General features: G+C 63.1%; 15 protein-coding genes. 7 read left to right on the forward strand and 8 right to left on the reverse strand.

Features of this window, described 5'->3' with window-relative positions; translation table 11 throughout:
• Nucleotides 1-69: 69 nt before the first annotated feature.
• From PAN31108_RS24905 to PAN31108_RS24930, 6 genes are all read right to left on the reverse strand, one after another.
• Nucleotides 70-972: an acetyl-CoA C-acyltransferase gene (locus tag PAN31108_RS24905; RefSeq protein ID WP_150671442.1), complete on the reverse strand. Its 903-nt coding sequence runs from the start codon at nt 970-972 to the stop codon at nt 70-72.
• 109 nt (nt 973-1,081) lie between these two features.
• Nucleotides 1,082-2,446, reverse strand: a complete 1,365-nt coding sequence (locus PAN31108_RS24910; RefSeq protein WP_150671443.1) for an MFS transporter — start codon at nt 2,444-2,446, stop codon at nt 1,082-1,084.
• 35 nt (nt 2,447-2,481) lie between these two features.
• Nucleotides 2,482-5,979 (reverse strand): indolepyruvate ferredoxin oxidoreductase family protein, encoded by a 3,498-nt coding sequence (locus PAN31108_RS24915; RefSeq protein WP_150671444.1) that lies wholly within the window; start codon nt 5,977-5,979, stop codon nt 2,482-2,484.
• A gap of 10 nt (nt 5,980-5,989) precedes the next feature.
• The gene (locus PAN31108_RS24920; protein WP_150671445.1) at nt 5,990-6,703 is read right to left on the reverse strand and encodes an NAD(P)H-dependent oxidoreductase; all 714 of its coding nucleotides are present in this window, start codon (nt 6,701-6,703) and stop codon (nt 5,990-5,992) included.
• 12 nt (nt 6,704-6,715) lie between these two features.
• On the reverse strand, nt 6,716-6,916 hold the full coding sequence (locus PAN31108_RS24925) for a hypothetical protein (protein ID WP_150671446.1): 201 nt from the start codon (nt 6,914-6,916) through the stop codon (nt 6,716-6,718).
• A 4-nt stretch (nt 6,917-6,920) separates the two neighbouring features.
• Entirely contained in the window at nt 6,921-8,177 is a 1,257-nt protein-coding gene (locus PAN31108_RS24930; protein ID WP_150671447.1) for an acyl-CoA dehydrogenase family protein, read from the reverse strand.
• Nucleotides 8,178-8,451: 274 nt separating this feature from the next.
• On the opposite strand from PAN31108_RS24930, the gene PAN31108_RS24935 reads away from it, so the two are divergent.
• The 5 genes from PAN31108_RS24935 to PAN31108_RS24955 all read left to right on the forward strand — a co-directional run bounded on the left by PAN31108_RS24935 (nt 8,452) and on the right by PAN31108_RS24955 (nt 14,591).
• The gene (locus PAN31108_RS24935) at nt 8,452-9,294 is read left to right on the forward strand and encodes a GlxA family transcriptional regulator (protein WP_246184141.1); all 843 of its coding nucleotides are present in this window, start codon (nt 8,452-8,454) and stop codon (nt 9,292-9,294) included.
• Between the two features lie 210 nt (nt 9,295-9,504).
• The gene (locus PAN31108_RS24940) at nt 9,505-10,668 is read left to right on the forward strand and encodes a diguanylate cyclase (protein ID WP_150671449.1); all 1,164 of its coding nucleotides are present in this window, start codon (nt 9,505-9,507) and stop codon (nt 10,666-10,668) included.
• A 242-nt stretch (nt 10,669-10,910) separates the two neighbouring features.
• Nucleotides 10,911-12,344 (forward strand): MFS transporter, encoded by a 1,434-nt coding sequence (locus PAN31108_RS24945; protein WP_150671450.1) that lies wholly within the window; start codon nt 10,911-10,913, stop codon nt 12,342-12,344.
• 40 nt (nt 12,345-12,384) lie between these two features.
• A complete protein-coding gene (locus PAN31108_RS24950) occupies nt 12,385-13,584 on the forward strand; it encodes a CaiB/BaiF CoA transferase family protein (RefSeq protein WP_150671451.1) in 1,200 nt (399 codons plus the stop codon).
• 170 nt (nt 13,585-13,754) lie between these two features.
• Nucleotides 13,755-14,591, forward strand: a complete 837-nt coding sequence (locus PAN31108_RS24955; RefSeq protein WP_150671452.1) for a citryl-CoA lyase — start codon at nt 13,755-13,757, stop codon at nt 14,589-14,591.
• Here PAN31108_RS24955 and PAN31108_RS24960 read toward each other — a convergent pair.
• Nucleotides 14,567-15,343: an IclR family transcriptional regulator gene (locus tag PAN31108_RS24960; RefSeq protein ID WP_150671453.1), complete on the reverse strand. Its 777-nt coding sequence runs from the start codon at nt 15,341-15,343 to the stop codon at nt 14,567-14,569. The two genes, PAN31108_RS24955 and PAN31108_RS24960, sit on opposite strands and share 25 nt — an antisense overlap.
• Before the next feature lie 287 nt (nt 15,344-15,630).
• Here PAN31108_RS24960 and PAN31108_RS24965 point away from each other — a divergent pair, with 287 nt between their 5' ends.
• Nucleotides 15,631-16,800: an AAA family ATPase gene (locus PAN31108_RS24965; protein WP_150671454.1), complete on the forward strand. Its 1,170-nt coding sequence runs from the start codon at nt 15,631-15,633 to the stop codon at nt 16,798-16,800.
• A gap of 117 nt (nt 16,801-16,917) precedes the next feature.
• Nucleotides 16,918-17,505, forward strand: a complete 588-nt coding sequence (locus PAN31108_RS24970) for a hypothetical protein (protein WP_150671455.1) — start codon at nt 16,918-16,920, stop codon at nt 17,503-17,505.
• Nucleotides 17,506-17,779: 274 nt separating this feature from the next.
• Here the strand turns inward: PAN31108_RS24970 and PAN31108_RS24975 are convergent, their stop codons facing one another.
• Nucleotides 17,780-19,252 carry an NAD-dependent succinate-semialdehyde dehydrogenase gene (locus PAN31108_RS24975; protein WP_150671456.1) on the reverse strand — a complete coding sequence of 491 codons (1,473 nt, stop codon included), beginning with the start codon at nt 19,250-19,252 and terminating at the stop codon, nt 17,780-17,782.
• Between the last annotated feature and the right edge of the window lie 25 nt (nt 19,253-19,277).

Raw genomic sequence — 19,277 nt, forward strand, 5'->3', positions numbered from 1 at the left:
TTGAACGCCTCGTCGTACTTCGTCATGCAAAAACCCCCAAGGGTTGGATTTATGTCCAACTCTTGGGGGTCAGTTCAGAATCGGGCCTGTGCCCATGATGGCGGGCTCCACACCCACCACCGCATAGGAGACAACGCGTGCCAGCGGTCGAACCCCGTATCGTTGCGCGCCCGCGTACGACATCAACAAGCACGCGGCGGCGCCGTCATTGAGACTCGATGAATTGCCGGCGGTGACCGTGCCGTCCCGTTTGCGAAAAACGGGTCGCAGTCGCGCAAGAGACGTAATGCTCGTGTCGGGTTTGGGGCTCTCGTCGGTGTCGAACATCAGGTTGCCGCCACGGCTCTGCACCTCGACCGGTACGATTTGCGATCGAAAGCGACCTTCCTGGATGGCGGCCATGGCCTTTTGGTGACTGTTCAACGCAAAGGCATCCTGCGCTTCTCGACTGACGCCGAACATTTCCGCGACGTTTTCGGCGGTCATCCCCATATGCCCCGCACCAAACGGGTCGGTGAGGGCGCCGGTCATCATGTCGACCAGCGCGCAGTCGCCCATGCGCGCGCCCCAGCGCCCGCTGGGCAATGCGTATAACGAGCGGCTCATCGTCTCGACCCCGCCCGCAATCGCACATTCACAGTCTCCCAACTGAATCGCGTTGCTCGCCGAGACGATCGCCTGCAACCCCGATCCACAAAGGCGATTTAGCGTCAGCGCCGATGAACTGTAAGGCATGCCCGCCTCGATTCCGGCCACACGGGCGATGTACATGTCGCGGGCTTCGGTATGCAGCACGTTCCCCATGATGATTTGCTCTCCTTGCATGGGGTCGAGTCCCGCGCGGGAGAAGACCGCTTTGACCACCAGCGTCGACAGGCGTGTGGCGGACACAGACTTGAGCGCGCCTCCGAATGCACCGATGGCAGTTCGGGCTGCACTCACAATCACAACGTCGTTTGCATTGGCTGACATGCGCTTTGATCCTCGATGAAAATGCTTTTCTGATGGCGGCGAACAACTCGCAGCACGGCGGTGCTGCGACACTGCGAACGCGGGGGAGTGCGGGAAATAGAAGGGCGGTTCATTGCGGCGCGCTGCGCCTTGTGGACCTCGGCATATCGAACGACCGCGCAGGGGGCTGCCAGCCGTGACATGCCAGACGCCAGAAACCCATTGCCGCCCCTGCCAGTCCCATCGCTGCCACGTAGTGCGCCGGCGCCATGACATCGATCTGCTGCCAAAGCGAAACGGCGATGGGGGTGAGACCGCCGAACACGGCGTAAGCCATGTTGTACGAGAAGGACAATCCCGTGAATCGAACCTCGACCGGGAATGCGCGCACGCCAACGATCGGCAACGTCGAGACGGAACCGACGAAGAAGCCGACGAGCGAATAGCGCGCGATCAGTGTGGATTCGCCCGGAGGGTTGAGATAAAAAAGGTAAGCCGTGATCGCTGTTCCGCCCCAGCCGAGCATCATCGTCCATCGGGTCCCCACAACGTCACTGAGCCAACCCCAGAACACGCAACCTATGGTCAGCGCGACAGTGGCCAGGGCATTCGCACTCATGGCATGCGCGGCACGGATATGAAAGACTTTCTGAAGGTATGACGGCGCAATCAGGATCACGACGATAATGGCGGTGGACAGCACCCATGTCATTAACGCGACGAGTAAGCAAGCTTCACGGTGTTCACGCAGAATCGTCTTGATCGGGAGTTCCTCGGCGCGGGTCCTGTGTTTCTGCATTTCCTGGAACAGGGGCGTTTCGTGGAGGAACCGCCGCAGGTACACCGAGACGAGCCCGAACAGGCCACCGAGCAGGAACGGCAGACGCCAAGCCCATTCGAGAATTTCCGACGGTGAGAACGCGCTATTGAGCCACACCCCGAGGATAGAGCCCAGGAAAATGCCCCCGGTGATGCCCGAGGTCAGCGTTCCGATAGCGAATCCATAGTGTTTGGCCGGCGCATGTTCTGCGACGAACACCCAGGCCCCCGGCATCTCCCCACCGATGGCCACCCCCTGCAACACACGCATCGCGAGCAGCAACAACGGCGCAAACAATCCGATCGTTTCGTAGGTCGGCAGTACCCCGATGACAAGCGTCGGTAGGGCCATGAGGAAGATCGACAGAGTGAACATCCGTTTGCGGCCGATGACGTCGCCATAATGGGCAATGATGATGCCGCCGATAGGGCGGGCGAGATATCCGGCGGCAAAAATCCCGTAGGTCTGCAATTGACGCATCCAGTCGGGGAGTGACGGCGGGAAAAACAAGGCGCCCAGTACGTTGGCAAAGAACACGAACACGACGAAGTCGTAGAACTCCAGGGTCCCGCCCAGGGCGGAAAGACCGAGCGTCTTGACGTCATGGCGATTGAGCGTGCGCTGCTGTGCGCCACCGGCCGTTTGTGTCGCCGGTGCAATCGAGGAATGGTTCATGAATGTCTCCAGGCAGGTCGTCGGGAAGCGTAGACTCAGGCAGCACTTCGCAATGGGCGCGCCGTTCCCTGAACGATTTCCATCAGTTCTCTTTGCCGTTCGCGAACGGCCGTCATGCTCTTGACGCGAACATGGCCATAACCCCGAATGCGCTCCGGCAGGCTCGCCAAAGCGACCGCCGCATCGTAGCGAGTCGCGTCCGGGTGCGTCTCGAGTGCCCGAAGCGTGCTTTCTACAAGACGCTCATATTCCCCAATGAGCGAGCGCTCGAGCTTGCGCTCGGTGGTGTAGCCGAAAATGTCCATCCACGTTCCGCGCAAGACACGAAGTTTGGCCAGCAGCCGAAAGCACGGCACGACCCAAGCGCCGAACTCGGATTTCACCGGTTCGCCGGTCGTCGGCGAGCGTCGCGCCAGCAGGGGAGGCGCGAGGTTGAACACCACCCGATAGTCGCCTTCGAATTGCGCCTGAACGCGCTCCATGAAGCCGCTCTCGGTATGGAGGCGCGCGACTTCGTACTCGTCCTTGATCGCGAGTAGCTTGAAGTAGTAGCGGGCAACCGCTTTGGCGAGCGCCTGGCGCCCCGGGAATGTCTGTTTTTCGAAAGACTGAATCCGGTCAACGAATGCCAGGTAGCGATCGGCGTAGCGGGCATCCTGGTAGGACGTCAGAAATTGCCTGCGGCGGCTGATCAACTCGTCGAGATTGTCCGTTGGGAGGGCAGACAAGGGCTGGTCGTGATTGCCACGGCTTGCCGTGACGACCTTTTCGACGGCCAGCGGATATATCGCCATGCGTCGTCCCCATAGGAAGGCATCGCGATTCATCTGTTTGGAGGCACCGTTGAGATCGATGGCCGCTTCAATGGACGCGCTGGAGACGGGGATGAAACCGCGTTGATAAGCAAATCCCAGCATGAACATATTGGACGCAAGGCTGTCGCCCAACAGGGCCGTGGCAAGTCGCCCGGCGTCGACGAATGCCGCGCGCTCCGTGCCGACAGCGTCCACCACGTTGTTCCGGAGTGTCTGCGCGGGGAATGGCAAATCCGCGTTTCTCGCGAACGGACCGGGCATCTGTTCGTGCGTGTTGACGATTACGTGGGTGCGCCCATTTCGCGACGCCGCCAAAGTCTTGGAATTTGCCGCGACGATAAGGTCGCAACCCAGTATGAGATCCGCTGTTCCGGCCGCGATACGAAGGGTCTTGATGGCTTCGGGCGTAGCGCCAAAGCGCACGTGACTCCAGACGGAGCCGCCTTTCTGCGCGAGTCCCGCCATGTCGAGCATTCCGCATCCGCGCCCCTCCAAATGCGCCGCCATGCCCAGAATGGCGCCAATGGTGACGACGCCCGTGCCCCCCATACCGGCAACCAGAATGCTGTACACGTGCTCAAGCGATGGCAGCACAGGCTCGGGAAGCGACAAATGGGCCGAGGCATCCGCAACCGGCGTCGGTTTTCTCAAGTTGCCACCCAACACCGTCACAAAACTGGGGCAGAAGCCCTTCACGCAGGAATAGTCTTTGTTGCATGCGGATTGGTCGATCATACGCTTGCGACCAAAGTCCGTCTCGAGGGGTTGCAGCGACACGCAATTGGACTTCGTGCCGCAGTCGCCGCATCCCTCGCAGACCAAGTCGTTGATAAGGACGCGTTTGGCCGGGTCGACGATGCTGCCGCGTTTGCGCCGCCGGCGTTTCTCTGCGGCGCAGGTCTGGTCGTAAATCAGGACGCTTGTGCCCTCGACTTCCCGCAACTGCCGCTGCACGACGTCGAGTTCGTCGCGATGGTGCAGCGTGACCCCATGGGGCCATGCGGTGCCGGCGGGGTATTTGTGCGGCTCGTCGCCGATCACCACGATACGTTTGGCGCCTTCGGCGTGGACCTGCCAGGCGATGCCGGGCACGTCCAGAGGGCCGTCATGCTTTTGCCCGCCGGTCATTGCAACGGCGTCGTTGAACAGGATCTTGTAGGTGATGTTCGTCTTGGCTGCGATTGCGGCACGGATCGCCAGCAGACCGGAGTGAAAGTACGTTCCGTCGCCGATGTTCTGGAACATATGCTTTCGCTTTGAGAAAGGCGCTTCTCCGACCCAGGCCATGCCCTCTCCGCCCATCTGGGTGTAGCCGGTCGTGGAGCGCTCCATGGCCTGGGACATCCAGTGGCAGCCGATTCCGGCATAGCCTTTGCTCCCCTGCGGAATCACGGTGGACGTGTTGTGAGGGCAGCCGCTGCAAAAATAGTAGCTGCGACTCAGGACATCGGGATTTCCTCTGGGGACTCGGTAGGAACGCAACGCCTCGATTCGCTCGCGTAATGCCGGATCGTCGCGAAGCGCCAGTAACCGCTCCCCGATGGCGATAGCGATCTGGTTCGCGTCCAGCGCCATCTCGGGCTGAAACAACGTTCTGCCCGCTTCGTCCGTCTTTCCGACGATGACCGGGGCGTGCGTGCTGCCATACAGATGCTCTTTGAGCTGAAACTCGATCAGACTCCGCTTCTCTTCGACCACCAGAATTTTCTTGAGTCCGCTGGCAAACGCCGTTGCGTTCTGTGGCTCCAATGGCCAAACCATGCCGACTTTGTAGATGGTCAGGCCGGCAGCGGCGGCGGCCTCTTCGGACAGATGCAATTCGTCGAGCGCTTGCAGGACGTCGAGATAACTCTTGCCGTGCGTGACGACTCCGAGTTGCGGTTCGGCGCTCGCGAGTACGACCCGATCGATCGCGTTCACCCGGGCAAAGGCGCGTACTGCGTCGAGTTTGTACTGGTGCAGTCGCGCTTCTTGCGCATGGGGGGTGTCGGGCTGGCGAATCCCGAGTCCGTCCGGGGGGAGCGCGTACTCGGTGGGCAAACGAATCTGAACCTTTTGCACGTCCACATCGATCGAGGCGGTGGCCTCGACGGTGTCTTTCACGCATTTCATCCCCACCCAACATCCGCTGTAACGCGAGAGCGCCCAGCCGATCAGCCCGTAATCCAGAATTTCCTGAACGCTGGCGGGGCTTAGCACCGGAATCATGGCGTCGATCATCGCAAATTCGCTTTGATGACAGGTGGTGGACGATTCGCAAGTGTGATCGTCGCCCATGAGCACGAGAACGCCGCCCTTGTTCGAGGTCCCGGCGAGATTGGCATGCCTGAAAACGTCGCCCGTACGATCGACGCCAGGCCCTTTTCCGTACCACAACCCGAATACGCCGTCGTACTTGCCCTCGCCGCCGATCTCGGCCAGCTGGGTTCCCCACACGGCAGTCGCAGCGAGATCCTCGTTCACCCCGGGGACGAATCGGATCTGGTGTTCGTCGAGGTGTTTTTTCGCTTTGCCCAGTTGCTCGTCAAAGCCGCCAAGGGGTGATCCGCGGTAACCGGAGATGTAGCCGGCCGTGTCGAATCCCGCCTGACGGTCCCGTTGTTGTTGTGATATCGGCAGTCGCACCAGGGCCTGCGTGCCCGTGATGAAGACGCGCCCCTTTGACAGGGTGTACTTGTCCTCCAAATTCACCTGCTTCAGCTCCATGACAGTCTCCATCGTTGATTTTTTATTTGTTTTGCCCGTATCGGGGATACAACTCGTCGGTGAAGTCGGCGAGCTTGGGGAATACAAGGGCGGTTTCCTGATCGATGCCCGCAAGGCGCACGCCCCATGCGTCGAGCATCGATCGTCTGGCTTCGTCGCTCACGTAGGGCACGTGCCAACTGATGAAAGGCGACAGCACCTGCATGCCCGTGTAAGCCAACGTGCCTTGCAGGAGCGGCTTTAACATCTGCTCGAGCGGACCATGAATGCCGTCGTTCGCGAACATGTGCCGCTGTCCGCCAAGCGTCGCGCTCACCAGTGCGCGCTTGCCCGGCAACCCTCCCTTGTCGTAAAAGCGCTTGCCGCCATAGACCACACCCGACACCAGCACGCGATCCAGCCAGCCTTTCAGGATCGCCGGCGCTGAAAACCAGAAGATGGGGAAGTTGAGGATCAGCAAATCGCACCAGAGAAGCTTCTCCAGTTCGGCCTGGATGTCGTCGCTCAACGTCCGGGTCGCGACCGCGTGGCGCTGCTCCAACGCATAGACCAGATAGTCCGGATCCTTGCGTGAACGGAAGTCGTCGGCCGACGCCACGGGGTTGAACCGCATCGCGTAAAGGTCCGAGACTTTGATCTCGTGGCCCGCCCGGACGAGGCGCTGTCGTGCCGTTGTCGTGAGGGCCGTACAGAACGATTTCGGTTCCGGATGCGCATGGACAATCAAGACTTTCATAAAGCCACGACGTTAGATGGTCAGATAGAGGGCGAAGCAGAGCAACACGGCAAATCTCGACCAGAGATAGCCGAGACGAAAGTCCGTGTGGTCTTCCACCGAGATCAGCGCAAACCCCTGGCAATTGCCAACGATGATCTGCGTTGAATCGCGCAGGGCTTGGCGCTGCGTGCGCCGCCTGCGCAGCGTTTGATCGATGCGGGCGGCGCGCACGGGGCTAACCCGTCACTTCCTTGCCGAAGAGGGATCGTGCGATCACGAGCTTTTGTATCTCGTTGGTCCCCTCGTAGATTTCCGCAATCTTGCAGTCGCGGTAGATCTCTTCGACGTGATAGTGGGACTGATCCGCTGCCAACTCCTTCATGAATCCGTAGCCCCCGAAAATCTGGACGCCGTCACGCGCAATGTCACCTGCGAGTTGCGTCGCATACCATTTGGCCATGGCGGCCTCGGGCTCCGGAAAGGCGTGGCCCTGGTCCATGCGCAGCGCTGCTTTGACGTACAAGTTGCGCGCGTTCTCAATTTCAGTTGCTCGCTCCGCGAGTTTGAATTGCCAGTGCTGAAATTGCGCGAGCGTTTTGCCGAACGCGCGGCGTTGCTTGAGTCGATGCACGCTGTGGTCGAACACGGACTGCGCCATGCCGACGCCGCTCGCGGCAATCCCTATGCGTCCGTACGTCAACGTTTGCAGCGCGATCTTCAGCCCGTTTCCGGGCTCGCCGACCACATTGTCGGCGTCGACATGCACGTCGTTGAAGTGGATATCGGCGGTCAGTTGTCCGTGGTTTCCTGTTTTGCGATCGGGTTTGCCGACGCGCACGCCAGGTGCGTCCATATCCACGACGACTTCGGTCATCCGACCTTCGTGCGTGCAAAGCAATACGACGAAATCGGCAACGGGGGCGTTGGTGATAAAGCGTTTGCGGCCATTGACGACGTATCCGCCGCGCGGGTTCGCCACCAGGACCGTTTGCATGGTGTTGACGCTCAGATCCGTGCTGGCGTCGGGCTCGGTCGTGGCGAAACTGCCAATCTTGCGGCCGGCCAGCAGCGCTCGGAGATAGCGCGCGCGGAGATCCTCTGACGCGTTCTCGAGCGCGTGCCCGGCAAGAATGCAGTGAACGTCGACGATGGCGGCAATGGAGTTTGAGTGATAAGCCAGCTCCTCGATCATGACGGCCGTGGCGAGAGCGGGGTATTGTAGCCCGAGGCCGCCGACATCCAGAGCGAATGGAATCCTGAAGAGTCCGGCCTCGGCCATCCGGGAAAACAACTCGTGGGGAAAGTGTTCCTTGGACTCGGCGCGGCTGCCGATTTCCCACGCGATCGGCGCCACATAGCGATCCGCAAACGCCCGTACTTTGGCGCGGACTTCGAGCGTCTCGGCGGGGACGAAGGTCTCGTGGAACAGGCGGTCCTGCTGCCGCTCGGGCGCATCGATCGGGGGGAGGTAATGCTGCGTGTGCGTGTCCATTCGCCGTCTCCATGTCTGCACGGGCGCCAGCTTTTCGAAGCGTCTTGTGCGTGTGTGAAGCAGTCTCCCAATTGGCGTGGGGATTTGACATTGGCTAAAATGACATAATTCATGCCAAATACGACATCCCATGCATAAGGCCGCCATCGTCGCGTTTCCAGGGTGCTATGCGTCGAGCATGGGCGGGTTCGCCGACGTGTTGCAGGTCGCCAACGCTCACTTGCGCCAGCAGCACGGCGAGAACGCGAAGCTGTTTCAGTGGAGTTTCGTGTCCGTGTCCGGCGAAAGCGTGCGCACGAGCAACGGATTGCTCGTGGAGACCGGTCGGCTGGACCCTCGCACGAAATACGGCCTTGTTTTCATACCGAGCTTTCATTACTCGGGGCGTGCGGATTTTGAAAAACTCTTGAAGACGCAGACAACGCTGCGTAGCTGGCTCACGTCCCAATGGAATAACGGCGCATGGGTGGCGGCAAATTGCACGGGGACATTCATCCTTGCCGAAACGGGGCTGCTCGATGGCCGTGTCGCCACGACGACATGGTGGTTGCAACGACAGTTCCGCAGTCGATTCCCTCGTGTCGATTTGCAACTCGATCCGGTGGTCACTGAAGCGGATCGTTTGGTTTGTGCAGGCGCCTACGCCTCGTATCTTTTGCAGGCCATTCGCGTGATCGAACGCTTTTCCGGTCCCGTGATCGCGTCGCTTAGTGCGAAGACGATGCTCATTGATGTGAGTCAAACGACCCAAACGCCCCACCTCCCGTTGCTGTCCGACAAGAGTCACGGCGACAGCATGGTCCACAAGGCTCAGCACCGGCTGCAAAAACATATGGCCAGGGACTTGAGAATCGTGGATCTTGCGGCAGAGCTCAATGTCAGCGAGCGAACGCTGATTCGCCGTTTCAAAGCAGCGCTGGATCAAACGCCGCTAAGTTACCTGCAGAGCCTTCGGCTCGATGCCGCCCGCAGCCTGCTCGAAGCCGGCGATCTCACGGTGGAGGGCGTGGCGCAGCGCGTGGGTTACGCCGATACCAGCTCGTTTTCGCGTCTGTTTCGCGAGAAGATCGGGTTAAGCCCGGGGGCGTATCGAATGCGCTTCCGGACTTCCTCGTAAATATCGCCCAGTACTGCCTACTCTCTCGTAGGCACGCCATACCAGGCATCGAACCGTGCCGCCATTCGGGGGCAACCGTTGCCCGGCAGCGGCAGATGAGACGTGCGCGATTCACGGGGTTGCCGACAGCGGCACGGTGTGGGATCTTAGCGGCATCGACTGAGGGAGGATTGCACGTCGCCATTCGGCATGTCCTGATCATCCGGATAAATGGGTTCGGCATGTGCGCGGGTTCGGATCGTCTGTATCTCAAAAACGGCAAGGGCCAGGCAAAGAATGGAGTCAAGGCGGGAGAAGGGACTAAAATTTTCGCGACGGGTATTTGTCCTGCGCAGCACGGGATGTGCACTCAGTGCAATCCTCGTTCTGGCGTCGATTTACCCGCTGGGCGCGCATCCGCTCACCCTGACGCTTTGGGGCGTCAATGCTTTTGTGTGGCCGATAATCGCCTATACCCGTGCGTCACGCGCCGCGGATCCCATCAGGGTGGAGCGTGTCAACCTCCTATGCGATTCGCTGTTCGGCGGCGCCTGGGTTTCCGCCATGCATTTCGCAGATGCGCCGTCGGCGGTTCTGATCTCGATGCTCCTCATGCACAACGCCTCGGTTGGCGGGGCACGGCTGATGCTTCAGGGCGCGGTCGTCATTGGACTGGGCGTCGCGATTGCCGGCATGTTGACCGGCTTCCGCATGTCGCTCGCGACGGACGTGAGCCAAGTCGCCGCATGTTTTCCGATGCTCATGTTCTACCCTTCGGTGGTGGGGCTATCGAGCCATAAGCTCGCACGGCGACTGTCCCAAAGCAAAAGAGCAATCCGTGACATGAGCGGACAAGACGAGTTGACGCAACTGAAGAATCGCCATCTCTGGATGAAGGCGTTCACGGAGAGCTTCGAGAGTATCCAGCGAGGCGGCATGAAGGTGGCGTGCGTCGCCATCATCGATGTCGACGAGTTCAAATACGTCAACGATACCTATGGACATCTTCGCGGCGATGCGTTTCTGAGGGGACTCGGCGGCATACTGCGCGAGCACCAATCCGACCTGGTCAGCGCCGGTCGATATGGGGGAGACGAGTTCTGCATGCTTTTCAATCGACAGGCGCTCTCCAGTGTCTGTCAGAGACTGGAAGCGATCCGTGGATCGTTCCTTCTGCATGCCTGCCGGGACGGCGACACTGTGCCTGTGACGCTGAGCATCGGTGTCGCCGAATTCGACGCGACGTTCGAGACACCGTCCGACTGGCTTGCCGCTGCCGACGCTGCACTGTACTCCGCCAAGCGTTCAGGCAGAAACACGGTCGCTGTCTGGGATCCCGACACACGACAAGCAAACCAGTCGGGCGATGAAGTGAACCGAACCCACGCGCAATGACCGATCGGTCGCTATCCGCAGCCCCCCGCCCCCGCCCCCCGCCCCAGCTCCCCACACAAACCCGCCACCTCTTATCCGAGCATTGCGCGCCCAGGCGGCGTCTTTCCAAAACGTCATCGGCCCCTGCGCGTAAACCCCGATATCCGGCCTCCCCATCGAGGCATAACCTTCGACTTCTCATAAAACAGAACGTCATTCTGTCTGACAGAATGATCAGCAATGCAATCCAAAGGAGGATTGAAATGTCGAGTTTGCCTGTCGGCGCGGTGTCAGCGTCGTCTGCCGCCCATGCCGGGCCGTCCGACGCCAGTCGGCAGATCAATGCGCGCATCGACCGGTTGCCGGCGACGCGTTCCGTCTGGACGCTCATCCTGCTGCTCGCGATCGGCGGCTGGTTCGAGTTCTACGACCTGTTCTTCACCGCTTACGTCGGCCCCGGTCTCGTCAAAAGTGGGCTGTATTCCACCACGACGGCGTCGTTCTTCGGCGTCTCGGGGCTGGGCGCGTTCGTGGCGGCGTCGTTCGCCGGCCTGTTCATCGGCACGTTTTTCCTGACGGGGCTCGCCGACCGCTACGGCCGCCGCACGATCTTCACCGTCGCGCTGCTCTGGTATTCCATCGCCACGCTCGTCATGGCGTTCCAGACCACGGCGCCGATGATCAACCTGTGGCGTCTGATCGCCGGCATCGGCGTGGGCGTCGAGCTCGTCACGATCGACACCTACGTGAGCGAACTTGCCCCGAAGCATCTGCGCGGCCGCGCCTTCGCCTTCATTCACCTGATCCAGTATCTGGCGGTGCCCGCCGTGGCGCTGCTCTCGTGGTGGCTCGTGCCGCAGCAGGTCTTCGGCATGGACGGCTGGCGCACGGTGGTCATCATCGGGGCGCTCGGCGCACTGGTCGTCTGGGCGATCCGCCGACGCGTGCCGGAAAGCCCGCGCTGGCTCGCGCAGCAAGGCCGTGCCGCCGAAGCCGAAGCGATCGTCGCGGATCTCGAAGCGCGCGTGCAACGCGAGTCGGGCCGCGCACTGCCGCCGCCGGTCCTCAGTGTCGAGCCCGCCGCGACCAAGGCCAGGTTCCGCGAAATCTGGCAGAAGCCGTACCGTCGCCGCGCCATCACGCTGCTCGTCTTCAACCTGTTTCAGGCCATCGGCTTCTACGGCTTCGCCTCGTGGGTGCCGACGCTGCTGGTGTCCAAAGGCATCACGGTCACGCACAGCCTGATGTACTCGTTCGTGATCGCCATCTCGAACCCGTTCGGCCCGCTCATCGGCATGGCCATTGCCGATCGCATCGAGCGCAAGACGCTCGTGGTGCTCTCCGCGCTCGGTATCGCGGTATTCGGCTCGTTGTTCGCAGTGCAGACTTCGCCCGTCATGCTGATGATGCTCGGCGTGGCCATCACCCTGTGCGGCACGCTGCTGTCTGTTGGCTACCACGCTTATCAGACCGAGTTGTTCCCCACACGCATTCGCGCCCGCGCCGTCGGCTTCGTGTACTCGATGTCGCGCCTGTCGGCGATGTTCTCGGGCTTCATGATCGCCTTCGCGCTGCGCCATTTCGACGTGACCGGCGTGTTTGCGCTGATCACGTTCGCGATGGTCATGGTGATGGCGTCGATCGGGCTGTTCGGGCCGCGCACGAATCAGCGCACGCTCGACGAAATCTCGCACTGACACCCACCACCCACCACACACGCCACATCAGGAGTCAACGATGGCATTGCCGCTCGCCGGGGTGAAAGTCCTCGATCTTTCCAACGTTCTCGCCGGACCGTTCTGCGCCTACCAACTGGCGCTGATGGGCGCCGACGTGACCAAGGTCGAAAACCCGGAAGGGGGCGATCTTGCCCGCAGGCTGGGGGCCGACAAGGACGCTGCGGCGCGTCAGATGGGGGCGTCGTTCGTGGCCGTCAACGCCGGCAAACGTTCGCTCACGCTCAACCTGAAGGACCCGCGTGGCAAGGCCATCCTGAAATCGCTGGTTGCATCGAGCGATGTGCTCGTCGAGAACTTTCGTCCCGGTGTCATGACGCGACTCGGCCTCGACTTCGATGCGTTGCGCGATGTGAATCCGCGTCTGGTCTATTGCGCGATTTCGGGGTTCGGGGCGGATGGCGAAATGTCGTCGCGTCCCGCCTACGATCAGATCATTCAGGGCATTTCCGGCGTGATGAGTGTGACGGGCGACGCGCAAAGCGCCCCGCTGCGCGTCGGCTACCCGGTCTCGGACACGGTCGGCGGTCTGACGGCGGCGTTCGCCATCTGTGCCGCCTTGCTCGACGCACGCGTGACGGGGCAGGGCCGCATGCTCGACGTCTCCATGCTCGAAGCCACGCTCGCGACGATGGGATGGGTCGTGTCGAATTACCTGAACGCAGGCGTTGCGCCGGTCCCGATGGGCAATGAGAACTTCACCGCCGCGCCGTCGGGCACCTTCCGCACGGGCGACGGATTGCTCAACATTGCCGCAAACGAAACGCGTCAGTTCGTCGCGCTGTGCACGCTGATCGGTCGTGCCGAACTGGCCGACGATCCGCGCTTCGCACAACGCGATACGCGCAAGCAGAATCGTCACGCGCTCAAGGCAGAAATCGAAGCCGCGCTCGCGCACGACAGCGCGGCGAACTGGGAGACGAAGCTCGTGGCGAGCGGTGTGCCTGCAGGGCGCGTGATGTCGGTGCCCGACGTGCTCGCGCACCCCCATCTCGCGTCGCGCGAGTTCGTGCGCGAACTGAGCGTGCCGGGCGAAGCGATACCACAGCGCGTCACGCGCGCGGGCTTCCGCCTGTCGGGGGGCGACGCCGCGCCGCAGGCGCCTGCGCCCTCGCTCGGCGCCGATACGCAGGCGTTGCTCGCGGGCCTCGGCTACGACGGCGCGGCCATCGATCAACTGCGTGCCGACGGCGTGATCTGATCCACACACGACGACTCGCCGCAACCCGCTATGCCTTCCGATGACTCCGCTATGACTCCCCTGTGACTCCCCTGTGACTCCCCTGTGACTCTCCATGACTCGCTGGACGCACGGCGACCCGATTCGATTCCCCACGACCCACTACCGCACGCCCACCGCGTGAACCGACCATGAATCCCACTCTCGATGCTGCGGCGCTGTGCGCCGATTACTGGAGCACGTCGATCATCGATATCCATCCGGGGTCGATCAACGTACGTGGCTATCCGATTCAGGACCTCATCGGCAACGTCGGTTTTGCCCAGATGATCTGGTTGATGCTGCGGGGCGAGTTGCCGACGCACCCGCAGGCGCGTTTGCTCGAAGCGGCGCTCGTCGCGTCGGTCGATCATGGTCCGCATGCCCCCTCCATCGCGATCTCGCGTATTGCCACGAGCTGCGGCTTGCCGTTGAACGGTGCGATGGCCTCGGCCATCAACGCGCTGGACGACGTGCATGGCGGCGCGGGACAGCAGGCTGTCGAGCTGTATCAGGACATCGCGCAGCGCCTCGCGGCGTCGTCGTCGGACGTACCGGACATGGCCGCTGCCGTCGCCGAAGGCATTGCGGCGTTCAACGAAGCGCACGGCAAGTATCTACCGGGCTTCGGGCATCGCTTCCACCCGGTCGATCCGCGTGCGACACGACTGCTGGCGATGGTCGACGAAGCGGTCGGGCAAGGCGTGATCGACGGTCAATTCGCCGCCATCGCACGCGGTATCGAAGCGCATTTGAAGGCGCGCAAGCAAAAGCCGGTGCCGATGAACATCGATGGCATTACGGCGGTGATCTATGCGGAGCTGGGGTTTGCGCCCGAGTTGGCGCGAGGGGTGTTTTGCCTGTCGCGCGCGGTGGGCATTCTGGCGCACGCGTGGGAGCAGCGCGGACGCGGCGAGCGCAACAAAGGCCCGCTGCCACGTCAGTTGCCTTATCACTACACCGGTCAGCCGGCGCGCTCGCTCCCCTGAGTCCGAGACGCTTCAAAGGCGCGCCAGGCGGCGCGCACGCCACGCGAGTCGCCACCGAGTCCGTCGGTGGCGCGCGCAGCGCAGGAAAACAGATCGGGCAGATGACGCTCGATGAACGCGCGGTCGATGCGCGAGCTGGGACCGGCCAGCGTCATCACGCCCCGCAGCGCCTGCCGCACGCCGAACACCGGCATCGACACGCCCGCCGTGTCGCGCTCGCGATCGCCCATCGACACGCTGTAGCCGTCGGCGCGAATACGGTCGTACACGTCGCCCGGCTGCCCACCGAAGGCGAGAAGCGCGAGCCCGCCCGAGCCGTGTTCTAGCGGCAGCACGTCGCCCTCCCGGACATGGAACCTTACGGCATGCGTGGAATCGACGCGATGCAGACAGACGCGCACGGCGTCGTCGCGCACGTAAAACGACACGCTCTCGCCGCTCACGTCCGCCAGTTCGCGCATCAACGGCAGCACGATGTCACCGAGGTTCAGGCTGCGCTGGTACAGCGCGCCGAGCATGAACGTGGCGGGACCGAGCTGATAGCGGCCGTCTTCGAGCCGCACGAGCATGCGGTGCTGGATCAGCGCGCCGGCCAGCCGCAACAGCGTGCTCTTGTACAGGCCGGTGCGGGCGGCCAGTTCGGCCAGCGTGAGGGCATCGTCGTCGGGTTTGAACGCGAACAGGATGGCGCAGGCGCGGTCGATGACGGCAACGCCGGCGCTCTCTTTCGGTTCAGGGGTAACGTCGGACATCGGAGCAGGCGAGGTGTCGCGGTAAAGAGTGAAGACGTCGGAGCGTCGAAGGGATGAGTTTATGCCATGTCGGCGTCGTTGTGCGTGAGCGTGGCGGTCTCGTGTTTCGGGACGCACGGCGCAGCGCTGCACCGGAGCAGGTATCGTAACGATTTTGGATGGCGCGGCGGTCGCGACATCGATGCCGGCGCTTTTTCCTCTGTCTGCATCATCGTCTTTCGTCTTTCGTCTCCCGCCTCCTGCCTTTACGACGTCCCGCCATCGTACCGATCTCCCACGCCTTCGCCATGCTCACCGCCCTCGCCATCGAAAACTACCGCTCCATCCAGTCGCTCGTGATGCCGCTCACGCGTCTGAACGTCATCAGCGGCGCAAACGGCAGCGGCAAGTCGAATCTTTACCGGGCGCTGCGCTTGCTCGCGAGCACGGCGACCGAAGGCATCGTGGCCCCGCTCGCCCGCGAGGGCGGTCTGGCGTCGGTGATGTGGGCGGGGCCGGAGGAGATCAGCCCCCGGATGCGGCGTGGCGAGGTACCGATTCAGGGCGGGCCGCGCCGCACGCGAGCCCGGTTGCGGCTCGGGTTCAGCAGCGAGACCTTCGGTTACGCCGTTTGCATGGGCATTTCCAATGGCGACAACACGGCGTTCTGGGCGGATCCCGAGTACAAGCGGGAGAGTATCTGGGCCGGAGCGTTCCTGCGTCCGGCCAGCACGCTCGTCGATCGCGACGGTTACGTCGTCAGACGAAAAGCAGGCCGCGAATGGGTGGCGGTGACAAGCAGTCTGCCGCGTTACGAAAGCCTGTTCTCGCATATTGCCAACGACGACGCGTGTCCCGAAGTCTTCACCGTGCGCGAGCGGATACGCAACTGGCGTTTTTACGATCATTTCCGCACGGACGCGGAGGCCCCTGCGCGATGCCCGCAAATCGGCACGCGCACGCTCGCGCTTCATCATGATGGCCGCGATCTGGCCGCCGCTTGGCAGACGATTCGCGAAATCGGTGACCGTGAAGCGCTCGACGAAGCGGTCTCCGATGCGTTCCCGGGCGCGAGCGTGACCATCGAGTTCGATGGCAAAGGCGGCTTTCTCCTTCAGTTCCAGCAGCACGGCCTGTTGCGTCCGCTGAGCGCCGCAGAACTCTCCGACGGCACGCTGCGATATCTGCTGCTGATCGCGGCGCTCATGACCGCACGTCCTCCCGAGTTGATGGTGCTCAACGAGCCCGAGGCCAGTTTGCACCCGGACCTGATGCCGGCGCTCGGCCGCCTGATCCGCCGTGCGTCGCAGCGCAGTCAGCTATGGGTCGTGTCGCACTCCGCGCGGCTGGCCGCTGCGCTGGAGGAAGATCCCGAATGCAACGCTATCAAGCTCGACAAGTCGTTTTCCGCGACCACGATTCTCGATCAGCATCCGTTCGAGCGCCCGGCATGGCGCTGGCCGGATAACGGCAAGTGACAACAGGCCCGGTACTTCCCCGGAACTGGTAACTGGCCGACGCGATCGCAAAGTGCCCTGGCGGCGCGCTGTCACGATGCGAGCTTCCATCACCGACGGAGGTCGAGAATGAATGTCATGAGCGCAACGACGATCGGCGCCACACCGGCGGCGACGCACGCGCCGCATCAGCGGGGGTGCCGCGTGCACGCGCGCTTTCGGGCGGATCTTGCGACGGTCCGGCTCCGGCACGCCGTGGGAAGCCATCGCGCGGCCACGTCTGTGCCGCTCCGACGCGAGGGCACACACCGGCCGTTGCCGATCCAGTCCGTCGGCCACGTGTGGGCGACCGGCGTGCCGAAGCCTGCCGCCAACTTCGCGTTTTTCCGGGAACCGCTCAGGCAGAACGCGGCGCTGCTCGGCAAGTGGGGTGCTGCGGCAAGCGCCGGAAGTCGGTCCGAAGCCTGGTCGCATTTCGTCGCCGATGTCGGCGCGCGCTTTTTCAAAGGCAGCCGCAGGCAACGGGTCATGGACGCGCTGGTGCTGAGCCTCGACATTCTGCCGGCCCGCCATCGGGCCGATGCGCTGGCATGTCTGCTCAACGATGGCGTCGAAGGGCGGGCCGCAGTGGAGGAGTTCTGGAAGTATGTCGGGATGGAGCGCATTCCCGAGATCGACAGGCCGCGTGTCGCCGCACTGATTCGTCGGTTCGGGATCGGCGGCTAGGCGCCGACCGTTGCGCCTCGGATGCGGCGCGCTCGGGGGCGTCATGCATGGTTCATGCATGGGTCATGCATGCCTCATGGGCGCAGGACCGGAATCCGGTGCGCAAAGCGCGCCATCGCCACAGGTGGCGCAGCGCGCTGACTTTCCTGCACGGCGCCGTTGCGGGCCCGGCGTCTGTGCAAGCCCGCTACCGCCGCTACCGCCACTGCCGCCACTGCCGCCACTACCGCCGCTACCGCTGCCCACCCCTACCAACCGCCATGAACGCGACCCGTCAGTCCAGCCCGCCCTGACAAACGTACTTGATCGACAGGTAATCGTCGAGGCCGTACTTCGATCCTTCGCGTCCGTAACCGGAGGCCTTCACCCCGCCAAACGGCGCGGCTTCGCTCGACACCGCGCCTTCGTTCATGCCGACGACGCCCGCTTCGAGGCGTCGTGCGACCCGCTCGGCGCGCCGCATGTTCTGCGTGTAGAAGTAGGCCGCCAGCCCGAACGGCGTATCGTTGGCGCGCGCAATCGCTTCGTCTTCGGTCTCGAAGCGGAACAGCGGCACCACCGGCCCGAACGTTTCCTCCTGACTCACGAGCATGCTGTCGGTCACGTCGGCCAGCACCGTCGGGGCGAAATAGTGCGGGCCGAGCGACGGCAACGTCGTGCCGCCGACGAGCGCGCGCGCGCCATGCGTCAGTGCATCGTCGACATGCCGTTCGATCTTCTCCACGGCGCGGCGGTTGATCATCGGTCCGATCTGCGCATCGGTGTCGCTCGCGGGGGCGACATGCAGCGCCTCCACCCGCTTCGCGAGCAACGCCGCGAAGGATTCGTAGACGCCGGCTTGCACGTACACCCGGTTCGGGCACACGCAGGTCTGCCCACCGTTGCGGAATTTCGACGCCATCAGGCCCGCGACGGCCGCGTCCAGATCGGCGTCGTCGAAGACGATGAACGGCGCGTTGCCGCCGAGTTCGAGCGAAAGCTTCTTGAGCGTGCCGGCCGATTCGCGCGCCAGATGAATGCCGACGGCGGTCGAGCCGGTGAACGTCACTTTGCGTACGCGCTCGTCCGCCAGCCAGTCGGCCACGGCCTCGATGCCATGCGTGCGCGAGGCGGTGATCATGTTGAGCACGCCCGGCGGCACACCGGCTTCGACGGCCAGCGCCGCGAGGGCGAGTGCGGTCAGCGGCGTGTCCTCGGCGGGCTTGGCGACGACCGTGCAGCCCACGGCCAGCGCCGGCGCGATCTTGCGCGCGATCATGGCGAGTGGGAAATTCCACGGCGTGATCGCCGCGACGACACCGACCGGCTCCTTGACCGCCGTCATGCGCTTACCGGGCTGGGCCTGCGGAATGATGTCGCCATAGACGCGCGTTGCTTCGCCCGCAAACCAATCCACGTACGACGCGCCGTAGGCCACCTCACCGCGTCCTTCCGACAGCGGTTTGCCCTGTTCGAGTGAAATCAGCCGCGCGAGATCGTCGGCGTTCGCCAGGATCAGCGCGTGCCAGCGCTTGAGCACGTCCGCACGCTCGCGCGGCAGTTTGTCGCGCCACGCGGGCAGCGCGCGGTAGGCGGCTTCGGTCGCGGCGCGGGCGTCGGCGGCAGTGCTGTCCGCCACATCGACCAGCAGGGCGTCGCTGGCCGGGTTATGCACGGGGTAGCGGCCGGCGTCGCGGGCGTCGGTCCATTCGCCGTCGATCAGGTTCTGACGGCGCATCAAATCGGGGCGTGAGAGGGCAAGCGACATACGAGCGGGTCTCCGGGTAGTCAGG

Origin of the sequence: Pandoraea anhela, assembly GCF_902459655.1 — a bacterium.
Taxonomy (GTDB): Bacteria; Pseudomonadota; Gammaproteobacteria; order Burkholderiales; family Burkholderiaceae; genus Pandoraea; species Pandoraea anhela.

Bases quoted from the DNA above. Each gene is read 5' to 3' on its own strand.
- PAN31108_RS24970 (WP_150671455.1), top strand. From the start codon at position 16,918: ATGAGCGCAACGACGATCGGCGCCACACCGGCGGCGACGCACGCGCCG.
- PAN31108_RS24955 (WP_150671452.1), top strand. From the start codon at position 13,755: ATGAATCCCACTCTCGATGCTGCGGCGCTGTGCGCCGATTACTGGAGC.
- PAN31108_RS24975 (WP_150671456.1), bottom strand. From the start codon at position 19,252: ATGTCGCTTGCCCTCTCACGCCCCGATTTGATGCGCCGTCAGAACCTG.
- PAN31108_RS24930 (WP_150671447.1), bottom strand. From the start codon at position 8,177: ATGGACACGCACACGCAGCATTACCTCCCCCCGATCGATGCGCCCGAG.
- PAN31108_RS24910 (WP_150671443.1), bottom strand. From the start codon at position 2,446: ATGAACCATTCCTCGATTGCACCGGCGACACAAACGGCCGGTGGCGCA.
- PAN31108_RS24965 (WP_150671454.1), top strand. From the start codon at position 15,631: ATGCTCACCGCCCTCGCCATCGAAAACTACCGCTCCATCCAGTCGCTC.
- PAN31108_RS24920 (WP_150671445.1), bottom strand. From the start codon at position 6,703: ATGAAAGTCTTGATTGTCCATGCGCATCCGGAACCGAAATCGTTCTGT.
- PAN31108_RS24945 (WP_150671450.1), top strand. From the start codon at position 10,911: ATGTCGAGTTTGCCTGTCGGCGCGGTGTCAGCGTCGTCTGCCGCCCAT.
- PAN31108_RS24915 (WP_150671444.1), bottom strand. From the start codon at position 5,979: ATGGAGACTGTCATGGAGCTGAAGCAGGTGAATTTGGAGGACAAGTAC.
- PAN31108_RS24905 (WP_150671442.1), bottom strand. From the start codon at position 972: ATGTCAGCCAATGCAAACGACGTTGTGATTGTGAGTGCAGCCCGAACT.
- PAN31108_RS24940 (WP_150671449.1), top strand. From the start codon at position 9,505: ATGGGTTCGGCATGTGCGCGGGTTCGGATCGTCTGTATCTCAAAAACG.
- PAN31108_RS24960 (WP_150671453.1), bottom strand. From the start codon at position 15,343: ATGTCCGACGTTACCCCTGAACCGAAAGAGAGCGCCGGCGTTGCCGTC.
- PAN31108_RS24950 (WP_150671451.1), top strand. From the start codon at position 12,385: ATGGCATTGCCGCTCGCCGGGGTGAAAGTCCTCGATCTTTCCAACGTT.